Raw genomic sequence first — 26,510 nt, 5'->3', positions numbered from 1 at the left:
GTAGAAGAAGGGGTTTCTTGTTCCACGAAAGACAGTCTGCAGCCAAAGGTTCACAGGGAGGTCTGTTGTTTATAACAAAAGTATCACGAACCGTTAGGGTTGCTCGAAGGGGCCGTTAGCGTGGCTGCCAGTGGCAAGGTGACCACAAACTCTGCGCCTGCCTCGCGGTGGTTGTCGGCATTGATACCGCCGTGCTGCAGCATCATAATTCGCCGGGCAATGGCGAGCCCAAGCCCGGCATGGGCCGAGCTTCGCCCGGATGAGCCGCGGTGAAATGCATCAAAAATGAACGGCAAGTCTTCCGGGGCAATACCGGGGCCGGTGTCGCGTACCGTCACGGTCACAGCGTCAGCTGTTTGCGCCAACGTCAGCTCGATGCGCCCGTTGTCCGGTGTGTGGTCCAGGGCGTTGCTGATCAGGTTGTCCAGCACGCGCTCAGTCATGCCAAGGTCGGCATAGGCCATCGGGAGCGCCAGATCACCCTCTATTTTCAGCTCAATGGAGCGGTTTTCGGCGGCAGGCTGGTGTTTATGAACCACGTCGTGACTCAGCTCTGGCAGTGAGAAGGGCTCTGGCTCGGGCTGTTTTTCCCGGGCTTCCAGGGCGGCCAGTTCAAACAGTTCGTCAATCAGTCGACCGAGGCGGCGGGATTCGTTCAGGGCGATGGTGAGAAAGCGTCGCTGTTCTTCATCACTCAGATGGTCGCCTTTGATCAGCAGGCTTTCGACATAACCCTGCAAACTGGCCAGTGGCGTGCGCAGATCATGCGATACCTGAGCCACCAGCTGACGCCGCAACGCATCTTTCTCCTGCAACTGGTCCAGTTGCAGGGTAATGCGCGTCGACATGCGCTCGAATGTTGAAGCCAGAGTGTCGATCTCATCACCGGCGGGTGTCGGCAATCTCGGGGTGTCGGCAGCCAGCAAATTCTGGAAATGATCGACCCGGTCCGCCAGTTGTTTCAACCGGCGCGTGAGCAAATGAAACACGGCCAGCCCCGCCAGTAACCCGATACCCAGACTGACCGCCACGGCCCAGGCGCTGATGATAAAAAACTGGCTCTCCCGGGCCATCAGTTCGGCGGAATCGTACTCCTCGCCGCGCAGTACAACATAGAGGTAGCCTTCCACCTTGTCGGCCGAGGGAACCGGGGTCACCGAGAACACCTTTTGCCGGTCGTGGCTACGCGGGTCGTCACCCAACAGGGGGTAGGCATCCGGATTCGCCAGCAGCCGATCAATGGGCGCCATCGACACGCTGTTGCGTTTTATTTTATCGGGGTCTGCCGAGTACGACAGAATGCGGCCTTCAGGGTTGATCAGGTAAATTTCGATACTGGGGTTGATCGACATGTACAGCGAGAACAGGTTATCCAGTTCATCGAAATTCAGCTCACCGTTATCGACCAGGTTCTGATCGGCCACCAGGTTCATCGCCAGGTTGCGGTTCAGTTCCTGATTGACCGATGCCTGGTAACTGCGCAGCGCCACCAGGCTGATGGCGGTGTACACCAGGCCAACCACAATCAGCAGCACAAACAGGCCGAGCGCCAGGCGGGCATAGAGGCTGCGCAGCAACTTGGACGGATGCCTCATTCGCGGAACCGGTAACCGACACCCCAAACGGTTTCAATGTAGTGCGGTTGGGTGAGGTCGGTTTCTATTTTGCCGCGCAGGCGATTAATGTGGGTATTGACCGTATGCTCATAGCCTTCGTGATTGTACCCCCACACGGCATCGAGCAGTTGCAGGCGGCTGAACACCTGGCCCGGGTGACTGGCGAAATGCAACAGCAGGTCAAACTCTCGCGCCGTCAGTTCCACCTCGGCATCGGCGATCCAGACACGGCGTTTGGAAGGGTCGAGCCGAAGCTGATCGCGCACCACGATGTCTGTATCCGGCGCCTTGGCCGGTTGCGATAAGGCATCGACCCGCCGGAACAGGGCTTTTACCCGGGCCGTCAGCTCGGCCACGCTGAACGGCTTGGTCAGGTAATCATCAGCGCCCATCTCCAGCCCCAGCACCCGGTCCAGTTCCGAGGTGCGGGCCGTCAGCATTAACACAGGTGTGTAACCGGGCAGAGTGCGAATTTCCCGGCACACCGAGAGGCCATCCATGCCTGGCAGCATCAGATCCAGAATCACCAGGTCTATGTCGCCTTCCCGGAAGCGGGCCAGACCGGTATCGCCTCGCGCCTCGACCAGCACGGTACAGTCGAGATCCTCCAGGTGCATGCGCACCAGCTCGGCGATGTCAGGGGTGTCTTCCAATATGAGAACGGTACGTTTCATGGTGGCCTGTTGAGGATTTCGCTTGTTGATTAGGGTGCGTGGTGAACAATAGCATGACTTAAGGATGCGGGCATTTAGTAGTATTCGCGTCTCTGATTCTAGGCTGGAAGAGGGGGGCAGCGGAAAATCAAGAATCTACACCGGTGGGTCATTGGGAGGGGCAGATGAATATTGATGCGTGACAGTCGCCGGGGGTTCAATCAGCCAATAATAGTAGGAAATAGCCATATTTGTTAACACCGTCACATAAACAGTACCGAATGTCATTCCTTTGAGCGCGAGACTGTACTATGCGATGAGAAGCGGTATTGCAAGACTCAGACTCTTGGGTGAGTTTAGTCTGATAAAGGACTTATAACATTTTAAGCTTTGAGGCACTCATGAAGTATGTATTTTTGCTGATATCTATATTTCTAAGCACTTCGCCCTCCTTTGCCTTCGATTCAGCGGAAGAGTTTGAAGAATTCCGGGCAGCCTCAGAAGCTATATTCAGTCAGCTCGATGGGGAGTGGGTAGGGGAAATTTCTGGCCTGGAACTGCAAGGAGACTACCCGGGCCAGCCATACAACTCGGAGATTCTGATAAGAATAGACGGCGCAGACGTCGTTGTGGTGACTAAAAGGAACGACGAATGGTACGAAATGCCTTATGATTTTACGCTCGTTCGATACAAAACTCATGCAATTGTCTACGCATTCGCTGCGCAAGATGCCTGGGTGGAAGGCTTTAGTTTTATGCTTACAATGAATGGTGTTGATGAGATGGCCTTAGTCTGGTCACGCGTTGTGAATAACTATGCGTGGCCAGTAGAAGAAATGGAGTCGCGTGGTTACTTTCAAGGATTTTCTCTGCTTGAGAGGTATTGATTCAGCCTGGTGGAAATCGAAACTGTACATCTTGGGTTATGCGCTGTGAGTGATCAATCGTCAGTTGGTAAGTAAGTATTGAGGTGAATAGTGTACGAAGAGAGCATAGGTGGGTTTGTATCTGCATACGAGTCACTGGCAAAGACCTTTGTCGTTGCCACAGTCTTATGGTTTATTTTTCTTGTTGTGGCATGGCCCTTCATTAACGTATCCAGGCTTCTGTGCTACCTCTTTTCTTTTGGCCGCGTGGCACCGACATACCGTCAATCATTGGAGCATAGTGGTATTGTCACGGTAGCCTACGCTATTTTCATTCCTGTTTTCTTGTATATACACATTGTCTATGGTGCCAAGCTGTATGGGAATGAGTCAAACTAGACCTGAAAAATATGCATGCAAGAGGGGAGGCAAGTGGCGAGATTAATAGTAGCTTTATTCTTCGCTGGGTTTGCTTTTTTCGGTGTTATTGCGCTTAGGGGGTTGAAAAATGGAAAGATTCTTCCACGTAACGAAATTACCTCAGTTAAGGTAAAAGTATTAACAGTTACCTATATATCTGGAGTATCGATCTTCTTGTTCATGTCCATGGTGAATTTCATAATGTTCTTTTTTGATGAGAGTTAGACGTATTTGGCAGGTTCTAGTCTAGAAGTAAATCAGGAAATTGGTTGTGTAAAGAGGTTTTAATGAATCTACAGTTCTTGGCTATTCAGATAAGGCGCCACTTAAAGCAATTAGTAATTGTTTTATTCTTTTTCCTCCTGTTTGCATTGGTTGCTGTTGAGTCAACTTTCTTTATTAACGTTTCCAGTGGATCCGGTGTGGTTCTTGATTATCACAAGCTAGAAACAAACACTGGATCAGAGAATCAGTTGGTTGTGCGATTTAATGGTATGAACACCGTAGGGTCGTATAATGGAACGCCAACCCCGAGAATAGGTGATGATGTTAAAGTCGTTTATGAAAAATCTTTATTCTTTCGAAGAAATCACTATTCCTATGCTTCATTTGAAAATAACTAAAGAAGAGTTCTAGATTGTTAAAGGGTCGCACCGCTTTAAACAGAAGAAAATAGGTAACTAGAAGATGTACTTTCGAGAAGTGGTTGTTTATGCCATCGTTATGCTCCTGGTCCTAGCTGTTTTTACGCTTACAGCACAACTTTGGCTGAATAAGGAAGAGCAGTCTTGCAAAGACATGTGTTTATTGTCCGGAAAAGACTATAACTATAACCCTCCACGTCCCGGAACGCCCAGACTATTTCCTCGGGATAGGAATGTATGCTCTTGTACCAATTAGATCACCGAACGACTGAGTCCAAATAGAAGTAACAACACTAAAATGTGTGCCTGTTAATATTCTCCAGAGCACATGGATATTCCGGCACAGAAGAATTATGAGGAACAACTGTAGTGCGACCAGCCTCCGGCATCAAAAAACTGCAAGGGCTTACGCCGATAGTACTTTTCCTCTACGGCTTCTGATTGTTCCGCATAGGGTTGAGTCATCACCTCTTGCAGTTCATGCACCAGTGAATAGTCACCTTGCTTCGCTTGCTGATACGCGGGCACCACAAACCATTCCCGCAGGGTGTATTTCGGATTGGCGAGTTTCATTTTCCGGGCAATGTCTTCACGGGAACGGGGCGGCGTATCGTCAGACCCGCTGCTAAGGAGTGACTGCCATTGGGCGAGCCACTGTGACCAGCGCTTGTCCATGCCTTCCGGGTCGGTCGCATACAGGGATCTCATCGCGGGCCCGGCACTGTCTGTGTCGTTGTAAAAGCTGGTCTTCAGTGCAGCGATGTCGTCGGGCAGCGACGACAGCTCACGGAAAAAGAGGGTGTAATCAACCGGGGTTTGCGCCATCAGCGATATCAGTTCTTTGAACAATGGCGCGTCGAAGGCGGGTAACCCAAGTTTGGCGGCCCACATGTTTTCAAGTTCAGCTTGCATGACTGCCGGGAACTCATGGTGAACATCAATCAGTTGTTTCAGGCTGTCCTGGTCCGAGACCAGTAGTGGCTGCAAGGCTGAGCAAAACGAGTAAAAGTTACGCTCTGCGGCGGCAGGCTGGTTCAGGAACGAGAAGTGTTGACCACCGCCTGTCCAGGGCTGAAACACAGGGTCGAATGCATCGCAGAAACCGAACGGGCCGTAGTCGAGTGTGAACCCACCGGCGGCGCAGTTGTCGCTGTTAAAATTGCCTTGGCAGTAACCAACCCGTATCCAGTTGGCGACAAGCCGGGTGAGCCGGGCACGGAACAGGCGCGCCAGCGCGACGACTTTTTGGCCCGTGCTCAGGCCCGGGTCGATTTCGCCGGAGTATTCCCGATCGATCAGGTGCAACATCAGTTGTTCGAGTTCAGCCATCGCGCTTGGGTGTTCGTTCTTTCGCGCGCGACGCCCGAATAGTTCGAGCTGGCCGACCCGAATAAAAGAGGGCGCCACCCGTGTTGAAATAGCGACGGGTTCCAGCACCATTATGTCCGGGTTTTCGGAGCGAGACCCCTCTGAGTACCAGGGCCGACGGACCTGTTCGGTTTTAGAAACGTACAAACTGAGCGACCGTGACGTGGGCACCCCGAGTGCATGCATGTGCTCCTGCGCCAGAAATTCCCGAACGCTGGAGCGCAACACGGCCCGGCCATCGGCACCGCGGCAATAGGGCGTTCGCCCGCCGCCTTTCAACTGCATTTCCCAGCGTTTGCCGTTGGCTACGGCCTCTAGCACCGACACCGCGCGCCCGTCGCCATAGCCGTTGCCGGTCTGGAATGGGCACTGCTGGTAGTATTCGGTGCCGTAGATCGATAGTGCATAGCCGGTGGCCCAACCCACCCTACGCAGTGGCTCCGGAACCTGGGTCAGATTGCCCGAGAACATGGCCATAAAGTCGGCTGATTGGGCCAGGCTGTCGTCGAGGCCGAGTTCGTGGAACAACGTCTTGCTGTGCGCGACGTACTCGGGGTTGTCGATCGGCGTTGGTGCCACGGGCACATAGTGGCCCGAGAACACTTGCCTTGGCGAATAGTCGGCGCCGTCTGCGGTCGCATCCGGATCGGCCGTGAGCGCGTCCATCAGCGAGTAGTCGGCCATCGCAGCCAGATCCGCGAACGTTGAACCCGTGGCCGGGCCGTTGGGTGATATCGGCTGAGTAGGAATCGAATCATTGGCTGGCATGGCAACGCTCCTCGTTACTTGAATGAACCGGGCAAACTCAGGCACGCGAGGCCCGGGGAACAGCACGCCGTTTTCATCTGCTTTGCGACTTGAGTGGGTTTGGCAGGCCGTTTTTGCAACCCTTAGTACGTTGGCATGTTGCTGTCGACTTCCAGAGCCCAGGCATGCACGCCACCGGTTAGATTGTAAACGTCGGTGATTCCCTGCTGCTCCAGATACATCGCGACTTGCCTGCTGCGCACGCCATGATGGCAGATGCACACGATGGGCGCTTGGGTGTCCAGTTCTGGCAGCTTATCCGGAACCGAATTCATGGGCATTGCCACAGACCCGTCAATCCGGCAGGTCTCAAATTCCCAGGGCTCTCGTACGTCGAGCAGCACGGGGGTGTCCTGGGCCGCATCGTTCAACCATGTCGCCAGTTCGAGCGCTGTTACGCTGTGCATTGTCACCGTCTTCTCTTCAGTAAAAGGGGGCGGGCGTAGAACCCGGTTGCACCACCATCATACCCCCCAAAGGCGCCCGATTGACATCAACAGGCTGCTTTTTAGTGCGTAGCGCGATGAATGCCACACCCTGGTGCATCGGGGTTCGAAAAGGGCATGGCCGATCACCACTGCGGGCGCTTTCGGATGGTTTGAATCTTGCTAGAACAGGGTTTGATCCGGAGCCTTGTATTACTGAGGGTTAATGATGCAACCGCTGGTTAGGTAGCCGCTTCATGGAAAAACCGCTCTTCGATGTCTTCTGGCTGGTGCTCTGTTCAGCCCTGGTCTTCAATATGCAGCTGGGTTTCCTGTGCCTGGAAGCCGGCCTCACCCGCAGCAAGAACGCCATTAACGTTGCGCTTAAAAACATGGCGGATTTTGCGTTGTCGGTATTGCTCTACTGGCTGTATGGATTTGGCATTATGTTTGGACTCAGCCAGACCGGTTGGTGGGGTACCAGCCACTTTCTACCCGATGTTGGCCATACCGATGCCTGGTTGTCGGCCTTCTTCCTGTTTCAGGCCATGTTCTGCGCCACCTCGGTCACCATCATTTCCGGGGCGACCGCAGAACGGTTGCGATTTGGCGTTTACCTTACCTTGGGGGCTTTGGTGGCCGGGCTTATATACCCGGTGTTCGGGCATTGGGTGTGGGCGGGCAGTTTTGCCGATGGCCAGGGCTGGTTGGGCGCGGCCGGCTTTGTCGACTTTGCTGGCGCTACCGTGGTTCACAGTGTTGGCGGGTGGGTTGCTCTGGCGGTGCTTATGCTGATCGGCCCGCGTTCAGGGCGCTTCGACCAGGATGACCCATCCCTTACGATTCCCGGCTCCAACCTGCCCATGGCCATGCTCGGCGCGCTGTTGCTGTTTTTTGGCTGGTTTGGTTTCAATGGTGGCAGCACCCTCAGCGCCAACGCGGCGGTACCCGGAATTGTGGTCAACACCTTGTTGGGCGGGGTAGCCGGTGTCGCGGTGGTTATTGCGTTGAACTGGCGCCTGCGCGGCTTCACCGATGCCATTCAACCCATCAATGGCCTGTTGGCCGGACTGGTGGCGGTTACTGCCAGCGCTCACGCTATTTCTGCTCCGGACGCTGTGTTGATCGGGGCTGTTGGCGGGCTGGTCATGAAGTTGGCTGAGACCGCCCTGTTGCGCTGGCGCCTGGACGATGCCGTTGGTGCTGTGCCCGTGCATCTGGCCGCAGGTATCTGGGGCACGCTGGCGGTGGCATTGTTTGGTGACCCCGAGATACTGGGTACCGGGCTGAGCGTCGCTGAGCAATTATTGGTGCAAGTTAAAGGCATTCTGGTGTGCGCCGCCTGGAGTTTTGGTGTTGCCTACCTGGTGTTCTGGCTGATGAAGCGGCGCATACCATTGCGGGTTACACCGGAGGCAGAACGGTTGGGTTTGAATATTTCCGAACACGGCACCCGCACTGAACTGATTGAATTGCTGGAGCACATGGAAGGCGATGCCCGCGCCGGTGATTTTCACGGTGAAGTGCCGGTCGAACCCTTTACGGAAGTGGGTCAGATTGCCAGTCAGTATAACCGGGTGATTCGGGCGCTGGGTCTGGCGGTGGAGAAAACCCAGGCGATTGTGCGCGACATTCGAGATGGCATTGTTACCTTCCAGGCCGACGGCTTGTTGACCAGTTTTAATCCGGGTTCACAGCGGCTGTTTGCCTTGCCGGGAGAAACCGGGACAGTGCGCCTGCACCAGCTATTGGTCGAAGACAACTGGCAGCCTGAAACCCTGTTGCCATTACCGGGCGGTGAGACCCGGCAGGAAGTTCAGTGTCGTCGCTGGGACGGCAGCACCTTTTTGGCTGAATTAACGGTAACGCTGGGTACCGACGAAGGGCCCGGGCACTATACCGGCATCGTGAGAGATATTACCGAACGGCGCCGGATGGAAGACCAGTTGTACAACGAAAAAAATCTGGCCCAGGTGACCCTGGCGGCCGTGGCCGATGGTGTGATTACTACCGACAGAGCCGGTCGAATAACCTATATGAACCCGGTCGCCGAAGAGCTAACCGGCTGGCCGATGGCGGACGCCGCCGACCAACCCCTGACCGACGTGTATGAACTGGTGAATGAGGTAACCGGTGAACCACTGGAGAACCCAGTATCCCGGTTGATGCGACGTTCGGCCAACCGCAGGGGTAACACCAACGCGGTTCATCGTGCCTTGCACCGCCGGGATGGCAAGAGCATTTCCGTTCAGGATGCCGCCGCCCCGATTCGCGATTCCGAAGGCCGGCTGATCGGCGCCGTGCTCACCTTCAGTGACATCACCATACCGCGCCAACTGGCCCGGGATCTCAGTTATCAGGCGTCACATGATGCCCTTACCGGGTTGATTAACCGCGCCGAATTCGAGCGAATTTTGTCGCAGTTGTTGTCCGATGCGCAGGAAACCGAACACGCGCACGTCATGTGTTACCTCGACCTGGATCAGTTCAAAGTCGTCAATGACACCTGCGGACACATCGCCGGGGATGAACTGCTGCGACAGCTTGCGGCGCTGTTCCGCAGCCGGGTCAGAGACGTCGACGTGCTCGCTCGCCTGGGCGGAGATGAATTCGGAATTCTGCTGCACCGGTGTGACGTGGAAGAGGCCCTGCACGTTGCTGAGAGCATTCGCGAACTGGTGACGGATTTTCGGTTTTTCTGGAGTAATCAATCCTTCGCCGTGGGCGTTAGCATTGGGCTGGTGCCGGTGAGTGACCATGGCATGAGCCTGGCGCCGCTGCTGAGCGCGGCCGATGCGGCCTGTTATGCCGCCAAGGAAGCAGGGCGCAACCGGGTGCACCTGTTTGAGCCCGACGACAGCCAACTGCTGGAGCGCAAGGATGAAATGCAATGGGTAAATCGAATCCATTCAGCACTGGATAACGATCGCCTCCGCCTATACGTTCAACCGATTGTCCCACTCAAAGCAGACGGCAAAACCATTCCTCGCTACGAAGTGCTGGTGCGCATGCTGGACACCCATGGCACCATTATTCCTCCGGGTGCCTTTATGCCAGCGGCGGAGCGTTACAACGTGGCCACTGCCATCGACCGCTGGGTCGTCTCCAATATTCTGGCCTGGATTGGTGACTATCATCGCCGGAAACGTCAGTCGCCTGGTCACTACTCCATTAATTTAACGGCCGATTCGCTCACCAACCCTGAGTTTCTGGCGTTTGTCTTGCAGCTGATGGAGCACCACCAGGTACCACCGGAATCGGTTTGCTTTGAAATTACGGAAACCAGTGCGATCGCCAACCTGAGCAGTGCGCTTCATTTTATGGCGACATTGAACGCCATAGGGTGTGAATTTTCGTTGGATGACTTTGGTTCCGGGGTGTCTTCATTTGGTTATCTGAAGAATTTACCGGTGGACTACATCAAAATTGACGGTGTTTTTGTCAAAGACATTTGCAACGATTCAACGGCCAACGTGATGGTGGCTTCCATCAATAATATTGGCCAGGAAATGGGGCTGAAAACCATCGCCGAATTCGTTGAATCGGCCGACATTCGGGATGAACTCTGCCGGCTCGGCATTAACTTTGCGCAGGGTTTCCATCTTGGTAAGCCCATGCCGCTGGCGAGTTTGAGTGATGTCAGAATGATGCCGCGTTGAGCATCCCAGGCTGTTAGCAAGGTACGCCCCCGGAAGCACAGTTCCGGGGGCGCAGTTTTTTTGGCAGGTGTTAAGGCGTAATCAGGCCATTGGCCCTCAGAACGCGTAGTGAGTTGCCTGGCTGGCAACCACCACACCGGTTACCAGCAAACCGTTGATGAACGCACCGGTGTACACCGTGCCGGTGGTCCGGTACGCCACAGTAAACACCAGGGCGGCAATGGTCATCAGCGGCAGGAACTGGAAGGCGATGATGGTCCACAGCGGTTCAGAGGCTATGGTCATGCTGCCGCCCAGGAACAAGGGCGTGTACTGAACGATCAGTAGCACAGCGTAACCGCCCATCAGCAGTACCCAGTTGACGAACAATTCCCGCCGGAAGCTCCAGTCTCCTTTGCGCAACTGGCCATGCAGCAGAATGCCAACCACGGTAAAGAACAGGCTGAAGGGCACGGCGTAAACCAGGGCAATACGCAACTGCAATGCGCTCAGCGGCTTAATGGCGAATACCCAGAACCGGTAGTCGGTATCAAACACATAAGCCGTGGCGATCAGTGACGCGTACAGCACACCGACGACTGCCAACGCCAGACCCAGCGAGCGGACCACAACCGAAAACGAGAAACCCTGGCTGGTGGCCAACCCATAATGGCGCGCCGTTGCACCGGTTTGCCGGTTCAGCAGTGTGTGCCAAAGCATGAACAAGACCAGAGAGATAATGCCAACCCCCAGCGCCCACACCATCACCTGAGTGGTGATGTTTTGCGGCAACCAGGCACTGGCCTGCCAGCCCCAGGCTTCACTGAACCCCTTGAACGGGAACAACGTCACGACCGGCAGCGCCATGAACACCAGGGCGCCAACCCACCAGCCGCCGCCAACAATGGGTTTCGGCTCGGCCGGTGTGCCTTGCAGTGACTGGAACGGCGCTGTTTTCGCCAACCCGGGAATGACGGCGGGAATCAGCAACACCATGCCCACCAGCGCCAGCAAGGTGCCGAGTTCTTTCCACATCCAGATCTGGTCTGATGCGGGAATAGGTTGCCCGCCTTCCAGCGTGCGATCAAACCAGTCGATGGCGTAGCCAATGGCTTCGGTCGACAGGTGATCGCCCGGGTGAGTGACCGGTGGCTGGTACAAAATGCGGGCCGTGCCGGCGTCGATATCGCCATAGAGCTTGCCAGGTTCAATGGTTTCGTCGGTATTAAACAGCGTCTTCAGTTTGTCCGTAGAACGAATATCAGTCGGAACTTCAACGCCCCACATCAGTTGCGAAAACTCATCGTAGGCCGAGAACACCACGGCCAGGTTACGAGGCCAGGTGGCAGTGCCGTCAGGCGCGCCAAAGGTGCCGGTCGACGAGCCTTCAATCACGATCGATTTATAGGCATCCGGCAGGACAGAAGCGGCGACCAGTGACGACCAGCCGCCCATCGAGTGGCCTTCAAGACCGATGTTGTCGGTATCCACAAACGGCAGCGTTTGCATGTAAGCAAGTGCATCCATACCGCCAAAGCCGTTGGCGAAAGCCGGTGCGTCTGAATAGCCGTGGCCAGTCTGGTCGGGCGCCAGCACCACATAACCGCGGCGGGCAAACTCAATGGCGAATCCCGACTGGGTTTCGTTGGAGTTGATGTAGCCGTGAATGGCCACAATACCCGGCGCCGGGTTGTCATTGGTGACCCCGTTCGGCACGTAGAGCCGTGCATGGGTGATCAGCCCGTTGTTACCGGCAAACCGGACGGTGCTGACATCCACCTCTCCGGAAACAGATTGAATGCGATTCGCGAGAAAGCCACCGAGCAGAATCAGCACGATGCCGATCAGGGCCGTTCTTAGGGTTGTAGACATAGCAGGTTCCTGATTTTCGTTTTTTGTCGTTATTGAGTTCGAATATCTTCGAAATCGAGTTCGGCACAGGTATACCGAATTGGTTTTCCGATGTCTACAAAAACAGAATAAGGTTTCGCATAGTGGAATTTAAATGAGGTATTACCAGGTTTCTGGAGAGGCTAGGTGACAGTGTCCGTCGTTTATTGAGAGAAAGTCACAGCGTTGAGGTGTCAGAGAAATGGCCCGCCCGGACTTATAGCAAACGATGATTCAAGGTAGGGCAAACGCCAGCGCCCGGTGCATCGCACCCAGGCGCTGGCAAGGCATTAAGCCGACTGCAAAAACACCCGCCAGCTACCCAGCTTTGAGATATCTTCGGCCCCATTTAGCCCGGCAGCTTCACACATAAAGCCTTTCACTTGCCGGTTGTCGCTGAGTACCACGGTACCAATACCCAGCGGTGCCGGAATGCCCGCCATGAAATCCCCCACCGCTGTTTTCGGCAGCGCCCAGAGTTCCAGTGCGACAGCCACGCCATCGGTTTCCTGCCGAACCATACCGGGCCGGTAAGGCGGGCCACCGGCCAGCGCGAACAATTTATAGTTCGGTGCCGTTTCGGTGCGTTCGATAAAGCGCCCGCCGCGAGAGGTCAGTTCATGGTTCAGCGGCAAACCCGACATATGGGCACCGCAAACAGCCAGAATCAGTTCATCATCGTTTGCGGCTGGCTCGACCGCCTTTGCAGGCGCACAGGGCCAACCGGTGTTGCCGGGGCTGACGTTGGCCCAGGTTTCCAGTTGCCGGGCTTCGGCGACGAGCTGTGCATCTTTGCCGGCGGGGCCGATCAGGGTAACGCTGCCGGGGCGGCCATCGCTGAGGGGTGGGCAGGGTACGGTCAGAGCACACAAGTCGAGCAGGTTCACAAAGTTGGTGTAGGTGCCCAGGTTATTGTTCGGGCCGATGGGGTCGGCCTCCAGATCCGCCGTGGTGTAGAACGTCGGGATGCTCGGCACGCAAAAAAAGTCGAACCGGTCGATTAATGGCTGACAGACTTTTTTCAGGGCCTGCAACTGGTGCAGCCCCTTGAACGCATCCATCGCCGTCAGCTTCTGGCCGGGTTCGATGATCTGCCGGGTGACTGGGTGAACAGCCTCCGGTGTGTTGGTTAACAAGTCATCAATCACCAGGGTGCGCTCGGCGATCCAGGCGCCGTGGTAGAGCAAATCGGCCACTTGATAGAACGGCGTGAAATCGATGCGTTCGAGGCGCGCGCCGTGAGCTTCCAATTGAGCGAGCGTGGCATCGAACGCTAAAGCTTGTGCGTCATCGCCAAAAAACCGCAGGCTCTTCGCATCCGGAACGCCCACAAGCGGGTTGAGCGCGGCTGTTGTCATCGCGGGTTTGGGCAGCGGCCGGGCGTAGGCATCGGCGGCGTCGTAATCGCTGGCGATGGCGAGCACGGCCAGCGCATCGGCGGTGGAGGTCGCGAAGATCGACACGGCATCCAGTGAGCGGCAGGCCGGCACCACGCCCCGGGTCGAGATGGCGCCCAGCGTTGGCTTCAGCCCGACCAGGTTGTTCAGGGCGGCGGGCACGCGGCCGGAACCGGCGGTATCGGTGCCCAGCGAGAACGGTACCAGCCCATGCGCCACCGCCACCGCCGAACCGGATGATGAGCCGCCGGGCACGATGTTCGGGTCGACCGCGTTGCGTGGCGGCGGGTAAGGCGAGCGCACGCCCACCAGGCCCGTGGCGAACTGATCGAGGTTGGTTTTGCCAACCGGAATGGCCCCGGCTGCGCGCAGGCAGGCGATAACGTGGGCATCGGTTTCCGGTGCGTATTCAAAAGCCGGGCAGGCGGCCGTGGTGGGCATGCCGGCCACGTCGATGTTGTCTTTCACCGCAAACGGAATGCCCCAAAGCGGTTGGTCTTTGTTGAACGCGCCAAGCGCATCGGCTTGCTGCAGCGCTTCGGCTTCGTCTGGCAAGTGAATGAAAATGCCGGCGTCGCCCACCGCTCGCAGGCGGCGATAAAACTCGGTGATAATCTCGCGGGGCGTATGGGTGCGATCGGCATACACGCTGCGCAGTGAGGCCAGGGTAAAGGGCAGAGTGGCCAGCGGCGCGGCAGAGGTTGGGTGGGTCGTCATGCGTTGTGCACCTCGTGCAGTAGGGGGGTGGTGTTCAGGCGCTCGGGCGGGCGAGGTGCGGCCGCCAGTAAGGCGCGGGTATAAGGGTGTTGCGGGGCCGACATCACCTGTTCGGTGGGGCCGGCTTCCACCACTTCGCCGTTCTGCATAACGATCACTTCATCGCACAGCAGGCGCACCACGTTCAGGTCGTGGCTGACGAAGAGGTAGCTCATGCCGAGGCGCGCACGCAGGTCGGCCAGCAGATTGAGAATCACCGCCTGAATCGACACATCGAGCGCGGCGGTGGGTTCATCCAAAATCAGAAATTTCGGATCGAGCGCAATGGCGCGGGCAATGCCGACGCGGGCTTTTTGCCCGCCGGAGAGCTGATGCGGAAACCGGTCGAGCAGGTTGGCGGGCAGGCCGGTCAGCTCGGCCAGTTCCTCAACGCGTTCATGCACGGCCTTACCGCGCAAACCGGCCAGCCGACGTAACGGCTCGGCGATGCAGGCGCGGGCACTGTGCCTGGGGTTCAGGCTGTCGGTCGCGTCCTGAAACACCATCTGAATGTCGCCGCGCAGCGGGTGTTTGCCAAACTGTTCGGCGGGTATCTGCGCCAGGTCCGTCCCCTGGTACAGAATCTCGCCGTCGGTGGTATCGAGCAGGCGCACCAGCATCGATGACGTGGTCGACTTACCGCAGCCGCTTTCGCCCACCAGGCCAACGCTCTGGCCCTGGTTCACGGTAAAAGAAATGCCCTTCACCGCGTGCACCGGGCCGGCTTTACCGGCGTAGGTCTTGCGCAAATCGCGCACTTCCAGCAAGGGCGTTTCACTGGGCGTGTGGGTGAGTTCGGGCGGCCGACGGTCTTCCGGAAGCAAGCTGCGCACCGTGGCATCGGGCCGGGGTGTGGCTTCGACCAAACGGCGGGTGTACTCGTGTTGCGGGTCGGCAAATACCTGTTGGGCGGGGCCGGTTTCGACGATTTCGCCGTCTTTCATCACCGCCAGCCGGTCGCAATACTGAGCGGCCAGACCCAAATCGTGCGTGATCAGAATCGACCCCATGCCGCGTGCTCGAATCAGCTCCTGGCTTAAATCCATCACCGCTTTCTGGGTGGTGATGTCGAGGCCGGTCGTTGGTTCATCGGCAATCAGCAGGCGCGGATCGCACGCCAGTGCCAGGGCAATAACAATGCGCTGGCACATGCCGCCGGACAGCTCAAAGGGGTAGGCGTGGTAACGCGCTTCCGGGTCGTTGATGCGCACATCGCGCAGCGCCTGAATGGCTTTTTCGCGCGCGTCGTTTCGGGTGGCGCGCGCGTGCTGGCGCAGCACGTCTTCGATCTGGTGGCCGACTTTGCGAATCGGGTTCAGGGCCGCGCGCGGGTTTTGAAAAATCATCGAGATTTCACGGCCACGCACGGTGCGCATGTCCCGTTCGCTGGCGCGGCGTAAATCGATGCCGCTGTAAGTCACTTCACCGGCGGTAATGGACCCGCCCGCATCCAGAATGCGCATCAGCGCGAACGAGGTGACCGACTTACCGGAACCACTCTCGCCGACGATGCCCAGGGTTTCCCCCTTGGCCAGTTCCAGGCTGATGCCGCGCACCGCCTGTACGTCGCCACGGCGGGTGCGAAAGCCAACCGACAGGTCTTTGATCGACAGCATGATCAGGTCCTCCGGCGCGGGTCGACAATGTCGCGCAGCCCGTCGCCCATTAAATTGAAGGTGAACACCGCCAGCATCAGCCACAGGCCGGGGAACAACGCGACCCACCAGTGGCCGGAGACCACAAAGTCCGCGCCCTGGGCCACCATAATGCCCCACTCGGGTTCGGGCGGGCGCACGCCTAGGCCAATGAACGACAGGCCCGCCGCGTTCAGAATCGCCCAGCCGAGGTTCAGCGAGACTTGCACCATCATCGGTGGCAAGGCATTGGGGAAAATGTGAAACGCCAGCACGCGCCAGTGCGAGTTACCGGAGAGCCGGGCGGCCAGCGCGAAACCGGATTCCCGCCGAATGTTCACCTCGGCACGCACCAGCCTGGCATAAAACGGAATGTTGATGATGGCGGTGGCGTACACGATGTTTTCGATGGTATTGCCGAGCGCCGCCACAATGCCCATGGCCAGCACGAACAGCGGAAACGCCATAATGGTATCGAACACCCGGTTCAGCACCGCATCCAGCCAGCCGCCCCAGTAACCGGCGATGGCGCCGAGCACCGACCCGATGACGAACGAGAGCGCCACGGCGGCGACGGAAATACTCAGGTCCAGACGCGTGGCGACAATCACCCGGCTGAACACATCGCGGCCAAGGTTATCGGTCCCGAACCAGTGGCTGAAGCTGGGCGGTTGCAGCGCCTGCGCCGCGTTGGTGGCGAGCGGGTCGTACGGCACCAGCAGCGGGCCAAACACGGCCGAACCGACAAAGAACGCGAACAACGCGAACGACAACAAGGTGACCGGGTTATCGCGCAGCACATACACAAGGTGCGCCCACAGGCCACTCTGGCGGGAAACGGAAGAGGCGGTAGTGGTGGTCATTTGGCGTTAAACCTTATGCGCGGGTCGATGAGCGTGTAGCTCAGATCGATCACCAGATTCAAAAACACGAACAGCAACGCCATGGCCAGTACAAACCCCTGAATGGCCGCGTAATCCGACACCACCAGCGCTTCCACCGCGTAGGAGCCAATGCCCGGCCAGGCGAACACCTTTTCCACCAGCACGTTGGCGCCGAGCACAAACGAAAACACCATGCCGAGCGTGGTAACGACCGGCAGCAACGCATTGCGAAAGGCATACCCAAACAACACCATGGCACCGGATAACCCCGCCGCCCGAGCGGTGCGAATGTAGTCAGACGACAGGGCGGTTAGCATCGACGCCCGCGTCATTCTGGCGATGGGTGCGAGCGTAAACAGCGCGAGGGTGGTGGCCGGTAAAATCAGTTGGCGCAGCGCGGCGAAAAAGGTTTCCGGGTCACCATCAATCAAACTATCAATCAGGTAAAAACCGGTCACCCGCGGTGGTTCGAAATAAATAAAATCCAGGCGGCCGAGCGGCGAAGGCGCAATGCCAAGCAAATAATAAAACACGTAAATCAGCAAAATACCGGTAAAGAACGTCGGCAATGACACACCGGCGGTGACCAGCACCCGACACAGATGGTCGACCCACGAACCCTGCCGCACTGCCGCCAGCACACCCAGCGGAATGGCAATGGCGCAGGCCAGCACCAGAGCAAACAGCGTGAGTTCCAGTGACGCGGGCAAGCGCATGGCCAGATCCGTCAGCACCGGCTGGCCGGTCGAGATGGAATTGCCCAGGTCCCCTTGCAGCAAGTCCCCCACGTAGAGGAAGAACTGGTGCCACAGGGGTTTATCGAGCCCGAGCGCGACGCGCACTTCCTCGATCGACTGTTCATCGGCCATGGCGCCGGCAAAGTAAACGGCCGGGTCCCCGGGCAAGGCCCGGGTCAGCACGAAGCTGATGACCACCACGCCGAACACCACCGGCAGGGTTTGCAGAATGCGCCAGAATACGGAGCGAAGCTGAGCATTCATGACATTACACCCCGGCGATTGGCCGTGCATCCAACTGGCGGTGGAACCAGAATTCGTAATCCGTCGCGCCGTTCAACGCCACGTTCAACGCAGGCTGCCACAACGGAATCCGCGGAATGTCGTCGATCACTATCTCGAACATGCGCTGAATCAACGCTGCGTATTCGGGGTGATCCATCGGCATGTGCAGAGTACGGTTGGTGAGTTCTTCGACTTCCTCGTTGTAGTAGTTCGAGGAATTAAACAGCTTGTCTTTCTGGTAGGCCCAGAAGAAATAGTAATCGGGCGTGTTCAGCCAGCCGCCGAAGTTTTCCAGATGGAAGGCGAGCGATTTATCGACCAGTGCCACGGTGCGCCAGTTCGCGCCCGGTATTTTTTCGATGGTGCAATTGATGCCGATGGTCGCCAGGCTTTCCTGAATCAGCAGGGCAGTAGGTTCCATCCAGGCGGCCAGATCCAGACTGATCGACAACGGTACATCAAAGCCATTCGCGTAGTTCGATTTCGCCAAAAACTCACGCGCGGTATCCAGGTTGGTGTTGTATGGGAAGGGGCGTGGCCATTGAGTATCGGTCACGGTGTCCGGGCCACCCCACATCGGTGCACCCCGGCCGTAGGCGGCGGTGTTAAAAATGGCCTCGTAGGGAATGGCCCAGGCGATGGCCTTGCGCACGTTCGCATCCTGAAAGGGCTCAAAAGCGGTGTTCAAACAGGCGCAGTGAATGCAGTTTTCAATGGGGGTAGAGTGCACCGTCATCTTATCGGCCAGTTCAGCGGCATCCCGGTCTGGAATATCAAACGAGACCTGTACATCGCCGCGTTCGATCAGGGCACGCCGGGTAGACTGGCTGGGCACTTCGCGCACGATCACCCGTTGGGTGGCGGGCAAGGGGCCGCCAACCCAATCGTCGTTGCGTTCATACACCAGTTGTTGCCCCTGGTCCCAGCGGGCCACTTTAAAGGCACCGGAACCGGCAGGCGTTTGGTGCAGGTATTCCATGGCCCAGGGGTCATCGGCCGTGGCATTGGCCTTGGCGACCTCGGCGTTAATGATGAACGGTACCGGTACGGCCAAGTCGGGCAGTGACAGCTTCGATGGGAAATCGAGCGTGACGGTGAAGGTTTCGGCATCGAGCGCGGCAAACTGATCTGGCCGGCTCAAACCACCGGCGCGCATTTGCGTGGTCGGGAAACCGCCGACCGACACGGCCCGGTCGAACGACCATTTCACATCCTCGGCGGTAACCTTGCGGCCATCCCAAAAGGTAGCGTTGGGCTTCAGCTTAAAGGTGATGACCAGGCCATCGTCCGACAGGCTCCAGCTTTCGGCCAGTTCCGGCACGATGGATTCGTAATCGTACGAGAGTTCACCGCTGGGCAGGGTTTTGGTGCTGAAGCTGACCAGGCGGTCGTAACAGTTAATGGCCACCTGATAACTGGCCCGGTTGGTGCCCACCCGGTGCAGGTCGAGGCTGTTGATGGTTTGCCCCGATACCACCACCAGGGTACCGCCCGATTCCGCCATGGCAGGCATCACTTTCAGAAAAGGCAGCGAGGCGGCGCCCAGTGCGGTGGTTTTCAGGAAGGTACGGCGATTCGTGTCAGTCATGGCTGGCTCCAGCGGTTGCGGTACGGGTGTGCATCAGTGTTTAGTACCCCGATACTGCCGCTTTACCGGTGGTTCGGGAAATGCTATTAATTCACACTTCCGGTTCATTAAATGCACCACTTCCATAGAAAGGCCTGCTCATGCGCCACCTTTATACCTTTCAACTGATTGAAGCCGTTTCCCGCGCCGGCTCCATCCGCAAAGCCGCCGAAGACGCCAACATCACCGCCTCGGCCCTGAACCGCCGCATTGCCCGCTTCGAAGAAGAATTCGGGGCCCCGGTGTTCGAACGCCTAACGCGCGGCGTGCGCCTGAACCCCGCCGGTGAACTGGTGCTGCAACACTTCCGCACTCAGAAATCCGACTTGCAGCGCGTGCAAAGCCTTGTATCCGACCTGTCCGGCATGCGCCGGGGCCACGTAACACTGGCTTGCTCCCAGGCGCTGGTGCCCTACTTCATGCCCGACCAGATGGCCCGCTACCGGCGCGACTACCCGGGCGTTACGTTCTCTATAAAAGTGCGAGACCGCAGCCAGGTAGAGCGCGAACTGGCCGGCTTCAGCAGCGACCTGGCCCTGGTGTTTGAACCGGAACACCTGGTCGACTTCGACGTAATGCACAGCATTCCCCAACGCGTGTGCGCCGTATTCGCCGCCGACCACCCCCTTGCCCAAAAAACCGACCTGCGCCTGCGCGACTGCCTGGAACACCCCCACATACTGCCCGCTACCGAATACGGCGTGCGCAACCTGCTGGACAGAGCCGCCAAAACCCAGGGCCGAGCCATTACCCCGGTGATAGAGACCGAATCGTTCGAGTTGATACGCCACTATGTAAGGCATGAACAGGTGGTGGGGTTTCAGATACCCATTGGCTTGCAGCCGGCGCTGGATGATGGGTTGGTTTTTCGCGAGCTTTCCGCAAGGGATGTGCCGGTGGGGCATTTGTTGTTGGGGCAGTTGAAGGGGAGGGTGTTGCCGGTGGCTACGGCAAGGTTTGCTATGCAGCTTTCTGTTGCTTTGGAGGGGTTGGATGGTAGGCGGGGGTGAGCCAACTGAGCCAAACCTTCTTTTGTGAGCAGTCAGTCCCTTAGGCGACAGGAAGCAAAACAAACCACTGAACCCGATTCCCGATACCTCACCCGTTTAACCCGAGAACGTCGTATCCCTTGGAGGGGCGCAAACGCGCCTCTCAGCAGATAATTACTTGCCAACTTCGTCACAGAGTGCCATGGTGGATGAACAACTTATTTTTGACTTGGTTTGCTATGTAACCGGCCGGGCGGTAGCGAGTTTGATCGATTTTCGTTGGGTTTGTTACTGTGAATTTAAGGAACACCTGATCCGAATGAGATCACTTAATTTTGGCCTGTACCCAGCCAGTAGTGATACCACTTTAAGTCGTGCGTAATAGACGTTTGGGAATGTGTGGCATATGCAGGATATTCCATTGGATATATTGCAGATTTGATAGGCTGTCTTGGATAGCCTGAAGGTTTGCAGCGACTAATAGGACAGTCACTTTAGTGGTCAATCTGGCTTTATGAGAGTTGAAAACTAGGTCTTAGGATCGAGGTCATGGACTACGCATCACAGCCATGGTCGAGCGGCATTGCCTTCTGATATGCAATAACGTGCATTAAGGACAATCATGGTGGTAACTTAAGCGAAATCGAAGCTGACTCTGAAGGTATATGGAGCATATCTGTGAAAATATTTATTAGTTGGTCCGGACCTAAGTCTAAAGAAATGTCGATTATCTTAAGGAAATGGCTACCTTTGGTGTTTCCAAGTTTGGACTTTTTTATATCTGATGAAATTGAGAAGGGTGCAAACTTCCTAGAAGTTATCCTTAAACAGCTTCAAGAAGCACAGTTAGGCCTCTTTCTACTGACAAAAGGAAATACGAAATCTCAATGGCTTCAATTTGAAGCTGGTGCGTTTGCAAGCAAAGGCTTAACATCCAAGATTTTCCCTATGTGGCTAGATGATAACTTAGAGATTGATGAAACGGGACCATTGCGTTTTTACCAAGGAAGCCGTATTAACGAAACAGATTTATTTCGGTTGCTAGAAAGTATCAATAGGAGCTTAGACAAGCCATTCGATGGTAACTTACTCCTAAGATTATTTGATGCACACAAGAAAGAGTTTTTCTATAACTGGAGCCTTATTTCTAATCTGCAAACGACGGGCAATGAGGGTTTAGAATCCAACAAGGAACTACTACGTTCAATATTAAATATCGTCAGTGATTCACGAAGTAAGACTGAGGACTCTTTAAGTCAACTTAAGATGATAATTGGCGCAATGGAAACTCAGTATAATGCCACTATCTTTGATCTAGGTGGAAAAGGTACACCAAAAGCAGTTAGGTTAAATTGGAAAGAATGTACTTTTAGCGACGATGTCGAAAAAAAGACTGGCATGGCCAAGTACAGTAGTAAGGTTAAAGGCGGAGGACATTTCACAAGTAACTTAGCTTGGGAAATAGCCACAGGCGAAGTTACTTTTTCATATCAAACCTTGCCGGAGTAAACTGTTTTCTTGTTTTCGCTTGTAGTAGGGCTATTGGGATATGTACATTAGTGGTCACTAACTTTGAGTGGTGGCGAGCTAGAAGGACAGGTACCTCAGTAGAGGGTTAGAAAACAGGCTGTGAATTGAATCAGTAGTTTGCAGAGCAGCACTACCGATTTATGGCTGTCGGGTAATTTAAGGGAGATTGGCTGCTTTTCGTGGTTTCCAGACACGAATTGCCTCAGGTGGCCCTGTGAATTAAATAATGAAGGATGTTTTGGCTAGGTAGGTAGAGTAGCCTAGAGCAGCTAAATGGACAGGCACCTCAGTAGAAGATTGGATAACAGGCCGCGAATTAAATCTGTAGTCTGAAAAACGGCACTACCAATTCACCTCCGTCTGGTAATTTAAAGGAGCTTGGCTGATTTTCGTGGTTTCCAGGCACAGAAGTGTCTCAGGTGGCCCTGTGAATTAAATAGTGAGGGATGTTTTGGCTAGGTAGGTTGAGTAGCTAATGCCAATCCTGGTGCTCGCCAATATTCGAACTGTTGGCACTTGGCTTTCATCGAGATTTCAGTGCCCAACCAACCCTTTAAACAGACTAAATGTGCAGTCACTTTAATGACATATATTGGGAAAATCCTATGTTCAGTTTCGAGTTTTTCATTGCATTTATTTTCATTGGAGGAGCACTAAGGATTTTCTTAGGCCCTACTGCATCCATTATTGTAGTGATTTTAATTTCAGTAGGATGGGGATTTGTATTTGGACCCTGGGCAGTCGCAACGTTTGTCGAGTTGATAATCGGCTGGGCAGGTGGTCAAGCTGCTGCGAATATCAAGTTGAAAAATGAAACAGGTGAAGGGACCAAAGTAGCAAGTAGTCGCAGACAAGATGTCAGTTTGGAAGGTAATGTAAATATAAATACGGATGATGAGTCTGAAGATGATGATATTGGATCAGAACTATCAAACCAGGTGCGAGAATTTTTTAATAGAAACGAATCGTATTCTGGATATTGGGATCTAGTAATCGAAAACGCATTTGAAGACGAACATGAGTCATTAGAAGAGAGCTCGTTCGAGCGGATAATTTCGCTTAGGGAAAGACAAGGTCGTATTGCAGCTTGCTGCATGGCATTAAAAGAGATAATGGAATTAGAAGACCCCTCAGGTGAAACTTTGGAACAGAGTGGCGAAGACGAACTTTACTTTTTTAACTTACTTTCAGAAAGAACAGAAAAACATATTGTGGATTTCAAAGATATGGATGGGGATGAGAAGGAAAATTTTATTTTGAAAGGAACCAGGTTTATTAAGGGAAATTGATAGTAGCCCGAATAATCTTTGGTAAGCCAAGAGGGCAGGCACCTCAGGGACCTTGCCGAGACATATATGGACGCCCGATACCTGTCAAGCCACAGTAGTCCGTTAAGCCAGATGTTGGTCTGGCACTAAGCTGCTTCTATTGCACTGCCTTCACCGTTCATCTCAATGATAGAGCAGTCGTGCTGACATATATCCGGCCTACTGGTTGGGAGTTGCTTCAAGCTCACTCCCGGGCCCTGATGAAGATCCGCACTTGGCTGTCTAAAGGAGGACTAAATGGACAGGCACCATAGTAGAGAGTTAGGAATCAGTCAGTGAGTTGCTTCAGTAGATCGCAATACAACACTACAGATTTACATCAGTCTGGGAAGTAAAGAAAATTGGTTGATTTTGTATTTGCCGGGCATGAAAGTGCCTCAGATAGCCTTGGCAATTGAATAGCGAGGGAGGTTCTGGCTAGGTAGGTTGCTCAGTTAATGCCAATCCTGGAGTTCGCCGATATCCAAACTGCTGACACTTGGCTTTAACCGAGATTGCAGTACCAACCAACCCTTTAAACTGGCTCTCAAAGTGCTGCGTGTAATAGACTCAGTGTTCGGAATCGATATTAAGGCGTTCGAGAATGGGTGGAAGAGTCTGTGTGATGCTTCCGCGTTTGTCGCTGCGGATCTGGCGGCCGGTCCAGTCAAGCAATTCGAGGAGCGGCAATGTCGGGACAGCCACATTTAGTGACTATTAAAGCCTGCTTTCTGATAGCTTGTATTAATGGGCATGAGGTGGCTGTATCAGGGTAACCTGATCTAATAACACTGTCGAGACACCCACACTAGGATGCTATCAGAGTTTAGTGCCTGATAGCTACTGTTAATGGGCTGAGGTGGGTGGCTCGGGAGCGCTTAGGGAGCACTCTCACATGCTGGTACTTAGCGAAACTAATAGAATATAGGGCGCCGACGAAATGAGACGCGCCTATTTTCTCGATAGCGATCAAAGGAGGATTTGTGCCATACGAGCTAAAAGATCGTCTTGTTGTTGGTGTTGCATCTAGTGCAATGTTCGATCTGACCGAGTCTGATAAGGTTTTTCGGACGCAGGGGGAAGAAAAATACCGTGAATATCAGGAAAATCATAAGGACGAACCTCTTAACGAAGGTATCTCCTTTTCCTTTATAAAGCGTCTTCTATCACTTAATGATCTGAGTGATCCCGCTACAGGACCACTGGTTGAGGTTGTGCTTCTTTCTCGAAATGATCCTGATACTGGTATACGAGTCATGAACTCGATTAAACACTATGAACTTGGTATAAGTAGAGCGATATTTCAGCAGGGTGTATCCCCATATGATTACATTAATGCGCTGAATATATCTCTATTTTTATCAGGAAACAATGATGATGTTTTAGAAGCAATAGCAAAAGGGTTTCCTGCTGGCTATGTAATGGACTCTAAAAAAATTGACGATCCTGAAGACAAAACTCTTCGTATCGCTTTCGACTTCGATGGGGTTATTGCGGATGATGCGTCTGAGGCTGTCATGCAAGAAGGGGATCTCACCAAGTTTCATAGTCATGAAACTTCAAATGTGATGACTCCGCACGACGGTGGGCCTTTGAAAGAGTTTCTGCTAAAGGTATCTAGAATTCAAAAAGCAGAAGAAGAAAAACGAAAATCCGATCCTTCATACAAAAACCGCCTTAGAGTTTCGATTGTTACAGCGAGAAATGCTCCTTCTCATGAACGCGCAATCAATACTTTAAAGAGCTGGGGGGTCATGGCAAATGATGCCTTTTTCTTAGGAGGAATTGAAAAGAAATTAGTTTTGGAGGTCCTACGGCCTCATATATTCTTTGATGATCAGTCGGGACACTTAGCGAAGTCAAGTGAAGTTGCACCCTCAGTACATATTCCTTTTGGTATTACAAATAACGGTTAATTGAATTTTGGCAAAAAGGACGTGCTGGGCTAACTGGACATATATGGACGCCCGACACCTGTCAAGCTGCAGTAGTCCGTTAAGCCAGATTTTCATCCGGCTCGATGCCTCTTCACTGTTACTGCCATAACCACGTGCTATTCAATGATAGAGCAGTCGTGCTGACATATATCCGGCCTACTGGTTGGGAGTTGTTTCAAGTTCACTCCCGGGCCCTGATGAAGGTCCGCACTTGGCTGTCTAAAACACCCACTCGGTTTACTGGAACCATGTCCAAATCAGACTGATGCCAAGGCGGATTAACCGCTAATTCATCATCGATTCAACGGACTTTGGCAGGGTTACTCTTGATTAAGCTATGCCATCAAGCCGCTCGGTAGACCTCCTGCTTTTGGATAAGCGTCCAGGCTAACCGAGCCATCCGACTGGCCAATGCAACGATTGCTTTATGCTTGCCACGCCGAGCCTCAAGACGTCGAGCCCAAGTAAGAACAGGATCGTCGGGTCTTTTACACCGCCACAGAGCCGCTCTGGCACCATGGATGAACAAGGCTCGAAGGTATCGATCACCACGCTTGGTGATACCACTCATATGGCCTTTCTCACCACTGGCATATTGCCTCGGGGTCACGCCCAACCAGACCGCGACCTCACGGGCATGATCAAATTGCTCGCCACGACCGATGGCACTGATCGTGGCAGTGGCGGTGAGATAACCGATGCCCGGTATTGTCAACAGAAGCCGGCACAAAGGGCTATTCGACGCTATTTCCTGCAGCTGCTTATTCAACTGATCCAGTCGCTTCGTCAGGTGATCAAAGTCCTCTTTCGCTAGACAGAGCTGCTCCTTTATCAACGGAGTAAGACCACTGCATTCCGGGCTGGTGACCTCGGCCATCAATGTTATGTGACTAAATGGACAGTCACCATAGTGGACGGCAAAAAAAATCCGACCGAAATTTCTAAAAGTCGCGAAGCATGCTGCATGAAGTTGGTAGTAGGCTGGCGAAATGGAAAAATTTGGCAGGAATCAGGTTTTTCACCCACAGTGAAGCCGCAGGCTACTCCGCAAAGCGCATTTTTTATCGGGTGAGTACCTAAGTCAGCAGCTCAGCCAACCT

At 54.7% G+C, this 26,510-nt stretch carries 18 protein-coding genes; 8 read left to right on the top strand and 10 right to left on the bottom strand.

The features are described from left to right. Positions 1-83: 83 nt before the first annotated feature. Entirely contained in the window at positions 84-1,595 is a 1,512-nt protein-coding gene (locus ABJT94_RS12255; RefSeq protein ID WP_348476164.1) for a sensor histidine kinase, read from the bottom strand. Continuing rightward, a complete protein-coding gene (locus ABJT94_RS12250; protein ID WP_348476163.1) occupies positions 1,592-2,290 on the bottom strand; it encodes a response regulator transcription factor in 699 nt (232 codons plus the stop codon). The genes ABJT94_RS12255 and ABJT94_RS12250 overlap by 4 nt, the downstream gene beginning before the upstream one ends. Before the next feature lie 380 nt (positions 2,291-2,670). Here ABJT94_RS12250 and ABJT94_RS12245 point away from each other — a divergent pair, with 380 nt between their 5' ends. Beyond that, on the top strand, positions 2,671-3,156 hold the full coding sequence (locus ABJT94_RS12245) for a hypothetical protein (protein WP_348476162.1): 486 nt from the start codon (positions 2,671-2,673) through the stop codon (positions 3,154-3,156). A 686-nt stretch (positions 3,157-3,842) separates the two neighbouring features. Then, complete coding sequence (locus tag ABJT94_RS12240; protein ID WP_348473701.1) at positions 3,843-4,178, top strand: hypothetical protein; 336 nt, start codon at positions 3,843-3,845, stop codon at positions 4,176-4,178. 372 nt (positions 4,179-4,550) lie between these two features. Here the strand turns inward: ABJT94_RS12240 and ABJT94_RS12235 are convergent, their stop codons facing one another. Both ABJT94_RS12235 and ABJT94_RS12230 read right to left on the bottom strand, forming a co-directional pair. Next, positions 4,551-6,335, bottom strand: a complete 1,785-nt coding sequence (locus tag ABJT94_RS12235) for a protein adenylyltransferase SelO family protein (protein WP_348473699.1) — start codon at positions 6,333-6,335, stop codon at positions 4,551-4,553. Between the two features lie 122 nt (positions 6,336-6,457). Then, a complete protein-coding gene (locus ABJT94_RS12230) occupies positions 6,458-6,781 on the bottom strand; it encodes a rhodanese-like domain-containing protein (protein WP_348473697.1) in 324 nt (107 codons plus the stop codon). Positions 6,782-7,056: 275 nt separating this feature from the next. Here ABJT94_RS12230 and amt point away from each other — a divergent pair, with 275 nt between their 5' ends. Beyond that, positions 7,057-10,458 (top strand): ammonium transporter, encoded by a 3,402-nt coding sequence (amt, locus tag ABJT94_RS12225; RefSeq protein WP_348473695.1) that lies wholly within the window; start codon positions 7,057-7,059, stop codon positions 10,456-10,458. A 96-nt stretch (positions 10,459-10,554) separates the two neighbouring features. On the opposite strand, the gene ABJT94_RS12220 is transcribed toward amt, so the two are convergent. The 6 genes from ABJT94_RS12220 to ABJT94_RS12195 form a co-directional block, all read right to left on the bottom strand. Beyond that, entirely contained in the window at positions 10,555-12,309 is a 1,755-nt protein-coding gene (locus tag ABJT94_RS12220; RefSeq protein ID WP_348473693.1) for an alpha/beta fold hydrolase, read from the bottom strand. 308 nt (positions 12,310-12,617) lie between these two features. Further along, positions 12,618-14,441: an allophanate hydrolase gene (gene atzF, locus ABJT94_RS12215; protein ID WP_348473691.1), complete on the bottom strand. Its 1,824-nt coding sequence runs from the start codon at positions 14,439-14,441 to the stop codon at positions 12,618-12,620. After that, positions 14,438-16,096 carry an ABC transporter ATP-binding protein gene (locus ABJT94_RS12210; RefSeq protein ID WP_348473689.1) on the bottom strand — a complete coding sequence of 553 codons (1,659 nt, stop codon included), beginning with the start codon at positions 16,094-16,096 and terminating at the stop codon, positions 14,438-14,440. Before ABJT94_RS12210 ends, atzF begins: the two co-directional genes overlap by 4 nt. Before the next feature lie 2 nt (positions 16,097-16,098). Next, on the bottom strand, positions 16,099-16,977 hold the full coding sequence (locus ABJT94_RS12205) for an ABC transporter permease (RefSeq protein WP_348473687.1): 879 nt from the start codon (positions 16,975-16,977) through the stop codon (positions 16,099-16,101). After that, a complete protein-coding gene (locus tag ABJT94_RS12200; RefSeq protein ID WP_348473685.1) occupies positions 16,974-17,999 on the bottom strand; it encodes an ABC transporter permease in 1,026 nt (341 codons plus the stop codon). Before ABJT94_RS12200 ends, ABJT94_RS12205 begins: the two co-directional genes overlap by 4 nt. Positions 18,000-18,003: 4 nt before the next feature. Next, complete coding sequence (locus ABJT94_RS12195) at positions 18,004-19,608, bottom strand: ABC transporter substrate-binding protein (RefSeq protein WP_348473683.1); 1,605 nt, start codon at positions 19,606-19,608, stop codon at positions 18,004-18,006. Between the two features lie 140 nt (positions 19,609-19,748). On the opposite strand from ABJT94_RS12195, the gene ABJT94_RS12190 reads away from it, so the two are divergent. The 5 genes from ABJT94_RS12190 (at position 19,749) to ABJT94_RS12170 (ending at position 26,224) form a co-directional block, all read left to right on the top strand. Then, entirely contained in the window at positions 19,749-20,657 is a 909-nt protein-coding gene (locus tag ABJT94_RS12190) for a LysR family transcriptional regulator (protein WP_348473681.1), read from the top strand. A gap of 657 nt (positions 20,658-21,314) precedes the next feature. After that, positions 21,315-22,145: a hypothetical protein gene (locus tag ABJT94_RS12185; RefSeq protein ID WP_348483179.1), complete on the top strand. Its 831-nt coding sequence runs from the start codon at positions 21,315-21,317 to the stop codon at positions 22,143-22,145. A gap of 626 nt (positions 22,146-22,771) precedes the next feature. Then, positions 22,772-23,455 carry a hypothetical protein gene (locus ABJT94_RS12180; protein WP_348483180.1) on the top strand — a complete coding sequence of 228 codons (684 nt, stop codon included), beginning with the start codon at positions 22,772-22,774 and terminating at the stop codon, positions 23,453-23,455. 1,001 nt (positions 23,456-24,456) lie between these two features. Beyond that, entirely contained in the window at positions 24,457-25,389 is a 933-nt protein-coding gene (locus tag ABJT94_RS12175; protein ID WP_348483181.1) for a 5'-nucleotidase, read from the top strand. 448 nt (positions 25,390-25,837) lie between these two features. After that, on the top strand, positions 25,838-26,224 hold the full coding sequence (locus ABJT94_RS12170) for a hypothetical protein (protein ID WP_348483130.1): 387 nt from the start codon (positions 25,838-25,840) through the stop codon (positions 26,222-26,224). Positions 26,225-26,510 lie beyond the last annotated feature (286 nt).

It is taken from the genome of Saccharospirillum sp. (genome assembly GCF_039982735.1).
Lineage (GTDB): Bacteria > Pseudomonadota > Gammaproteobacteria > Pseudomonadales > Natronospirillaceae > Saccharospirillum.
The sequence above is the reverse complement of the archived record's forward strand: the minus strand, read 5'-3'. Positions and strand labels throughout refer to the sequence as shown.

Excerpts from the sequence above, each read along its gene's own strand:
- ABJT94_RS12255 (WP_348476164.1), bottom strand. The coding sequence starts at position 1,595 with ATGAGGCATCCGTCCAAGTTGCTGCGCAGCCTCTATGCCCGCCTGGCG.
- ABJT94_RS12250 (WP_348476163.1), bottom strand. The coding sequence starts at position 2,290 with ATGAAACGTACCGTTCTCATATTGGAAGACACCCCTGACATCGCCGAG.
- ABJT94_RS12245 (WP_348476162.1), top strand. The coding sequence starts at position 2,671 with ATGAAGTATGTATTTTTGCTGATATCTATATTTCTAAGCACTTCGCCC.
- ABJT94_RS12240 (WP_348473701.1), top strand. The coding sequence starts at position 3,843 with ATGAATCTACAGTTCTTGGCTATTCAGATAAGGCGCCACTTAAAGCAA.
- ABJT94_RS12235 (WP_348473699.1), bottom strand. The coding sequence starts at position 6,335 with ATGCCAGCCAATGATTCGATTCCTACTCAGCCGATATCACCCAACGGC.
- ABJT94_RS12230 (WP_348473697.1), bottom strand. The coding sequence starts at position 6,781 with ATGCACAGCGTAACAGCGCTCGAACTGGCGACATGGTTGAACGATGCG.
- amt (WP_348473695.1), top strand. The coding sequence starts at position 7,057 with ATGGAAAAACCGCTCTTCGATGTCTTCTGGCTGGTGCTCTGTTCAGCC.
- ABJT94_RS12220 (WP_348473693.1), bottom strand. The coding sequence starts at position 12,309 with ATGTCTACAACCCTAAGAACGGCCCTGATCGGCATCGTGCTGATTCTG.
- atzF (WP_348473691.1), bottom strand. The coding sequence starts at position 14,441 with ATGACGACCCACCCAACCTCTGCCGCGCCGCTGGCCACTCTGCCCTTT.
- ABJT94_RS12210 (WP_348473689.1), bottom strand. The coding sequence starts at position 16,096 with ATGCTGTCGATCAAAGACCTGTCGGTTGGCTTTCGCACCCGCCGTGGC.
- ABJT94_RS12205 (WP_348473687.1), bottom strand. The coding sequence starts at position 16,977 with ATGACCACCACTACCGCCTCTTCCGTTTCCCGCCAGAGTGGCCTGTGG.
- ABJT94_RS12200 (WP_348473685.1), bottom strand. The coding sequence starts at position 17,999 with ATGAATGCTCAGCTTCGCTCCGTATTCTGGCGCATTCTGCAAACCCTG.
- ABJT94_RS12195 (WP_348473683.1), bottom strand. The coding sequence starts at position 19,608 with ATGACTGACACGAATCGCCGTACCTTCCTGAAAACCACCGCACTGGGC.
- ABJT94_RS12190 (WP_348473681.1), top strand. The coding sequence starts at position 19,749 with ATGCGCCACCTTTATACCTTTCAACTGATTGAAGCCGTTTCCCGCGCC.
- ABJT94_RS12180 (WP_348483180.1), top strand. The coding sequence starts at position 22,772 with ATGTTCAGTTTCGAGTTTTTCATTGCATTTATTTTCATTGGAGGAGCA.
- ABJT94_RS12170 (WP_348483130.1), top strand. The coding sequence starts at position 25,838 with ATGCTTGCCACGCCGAGCCTCAAGACGTCGAGCCCAAGTAAGAACAGG.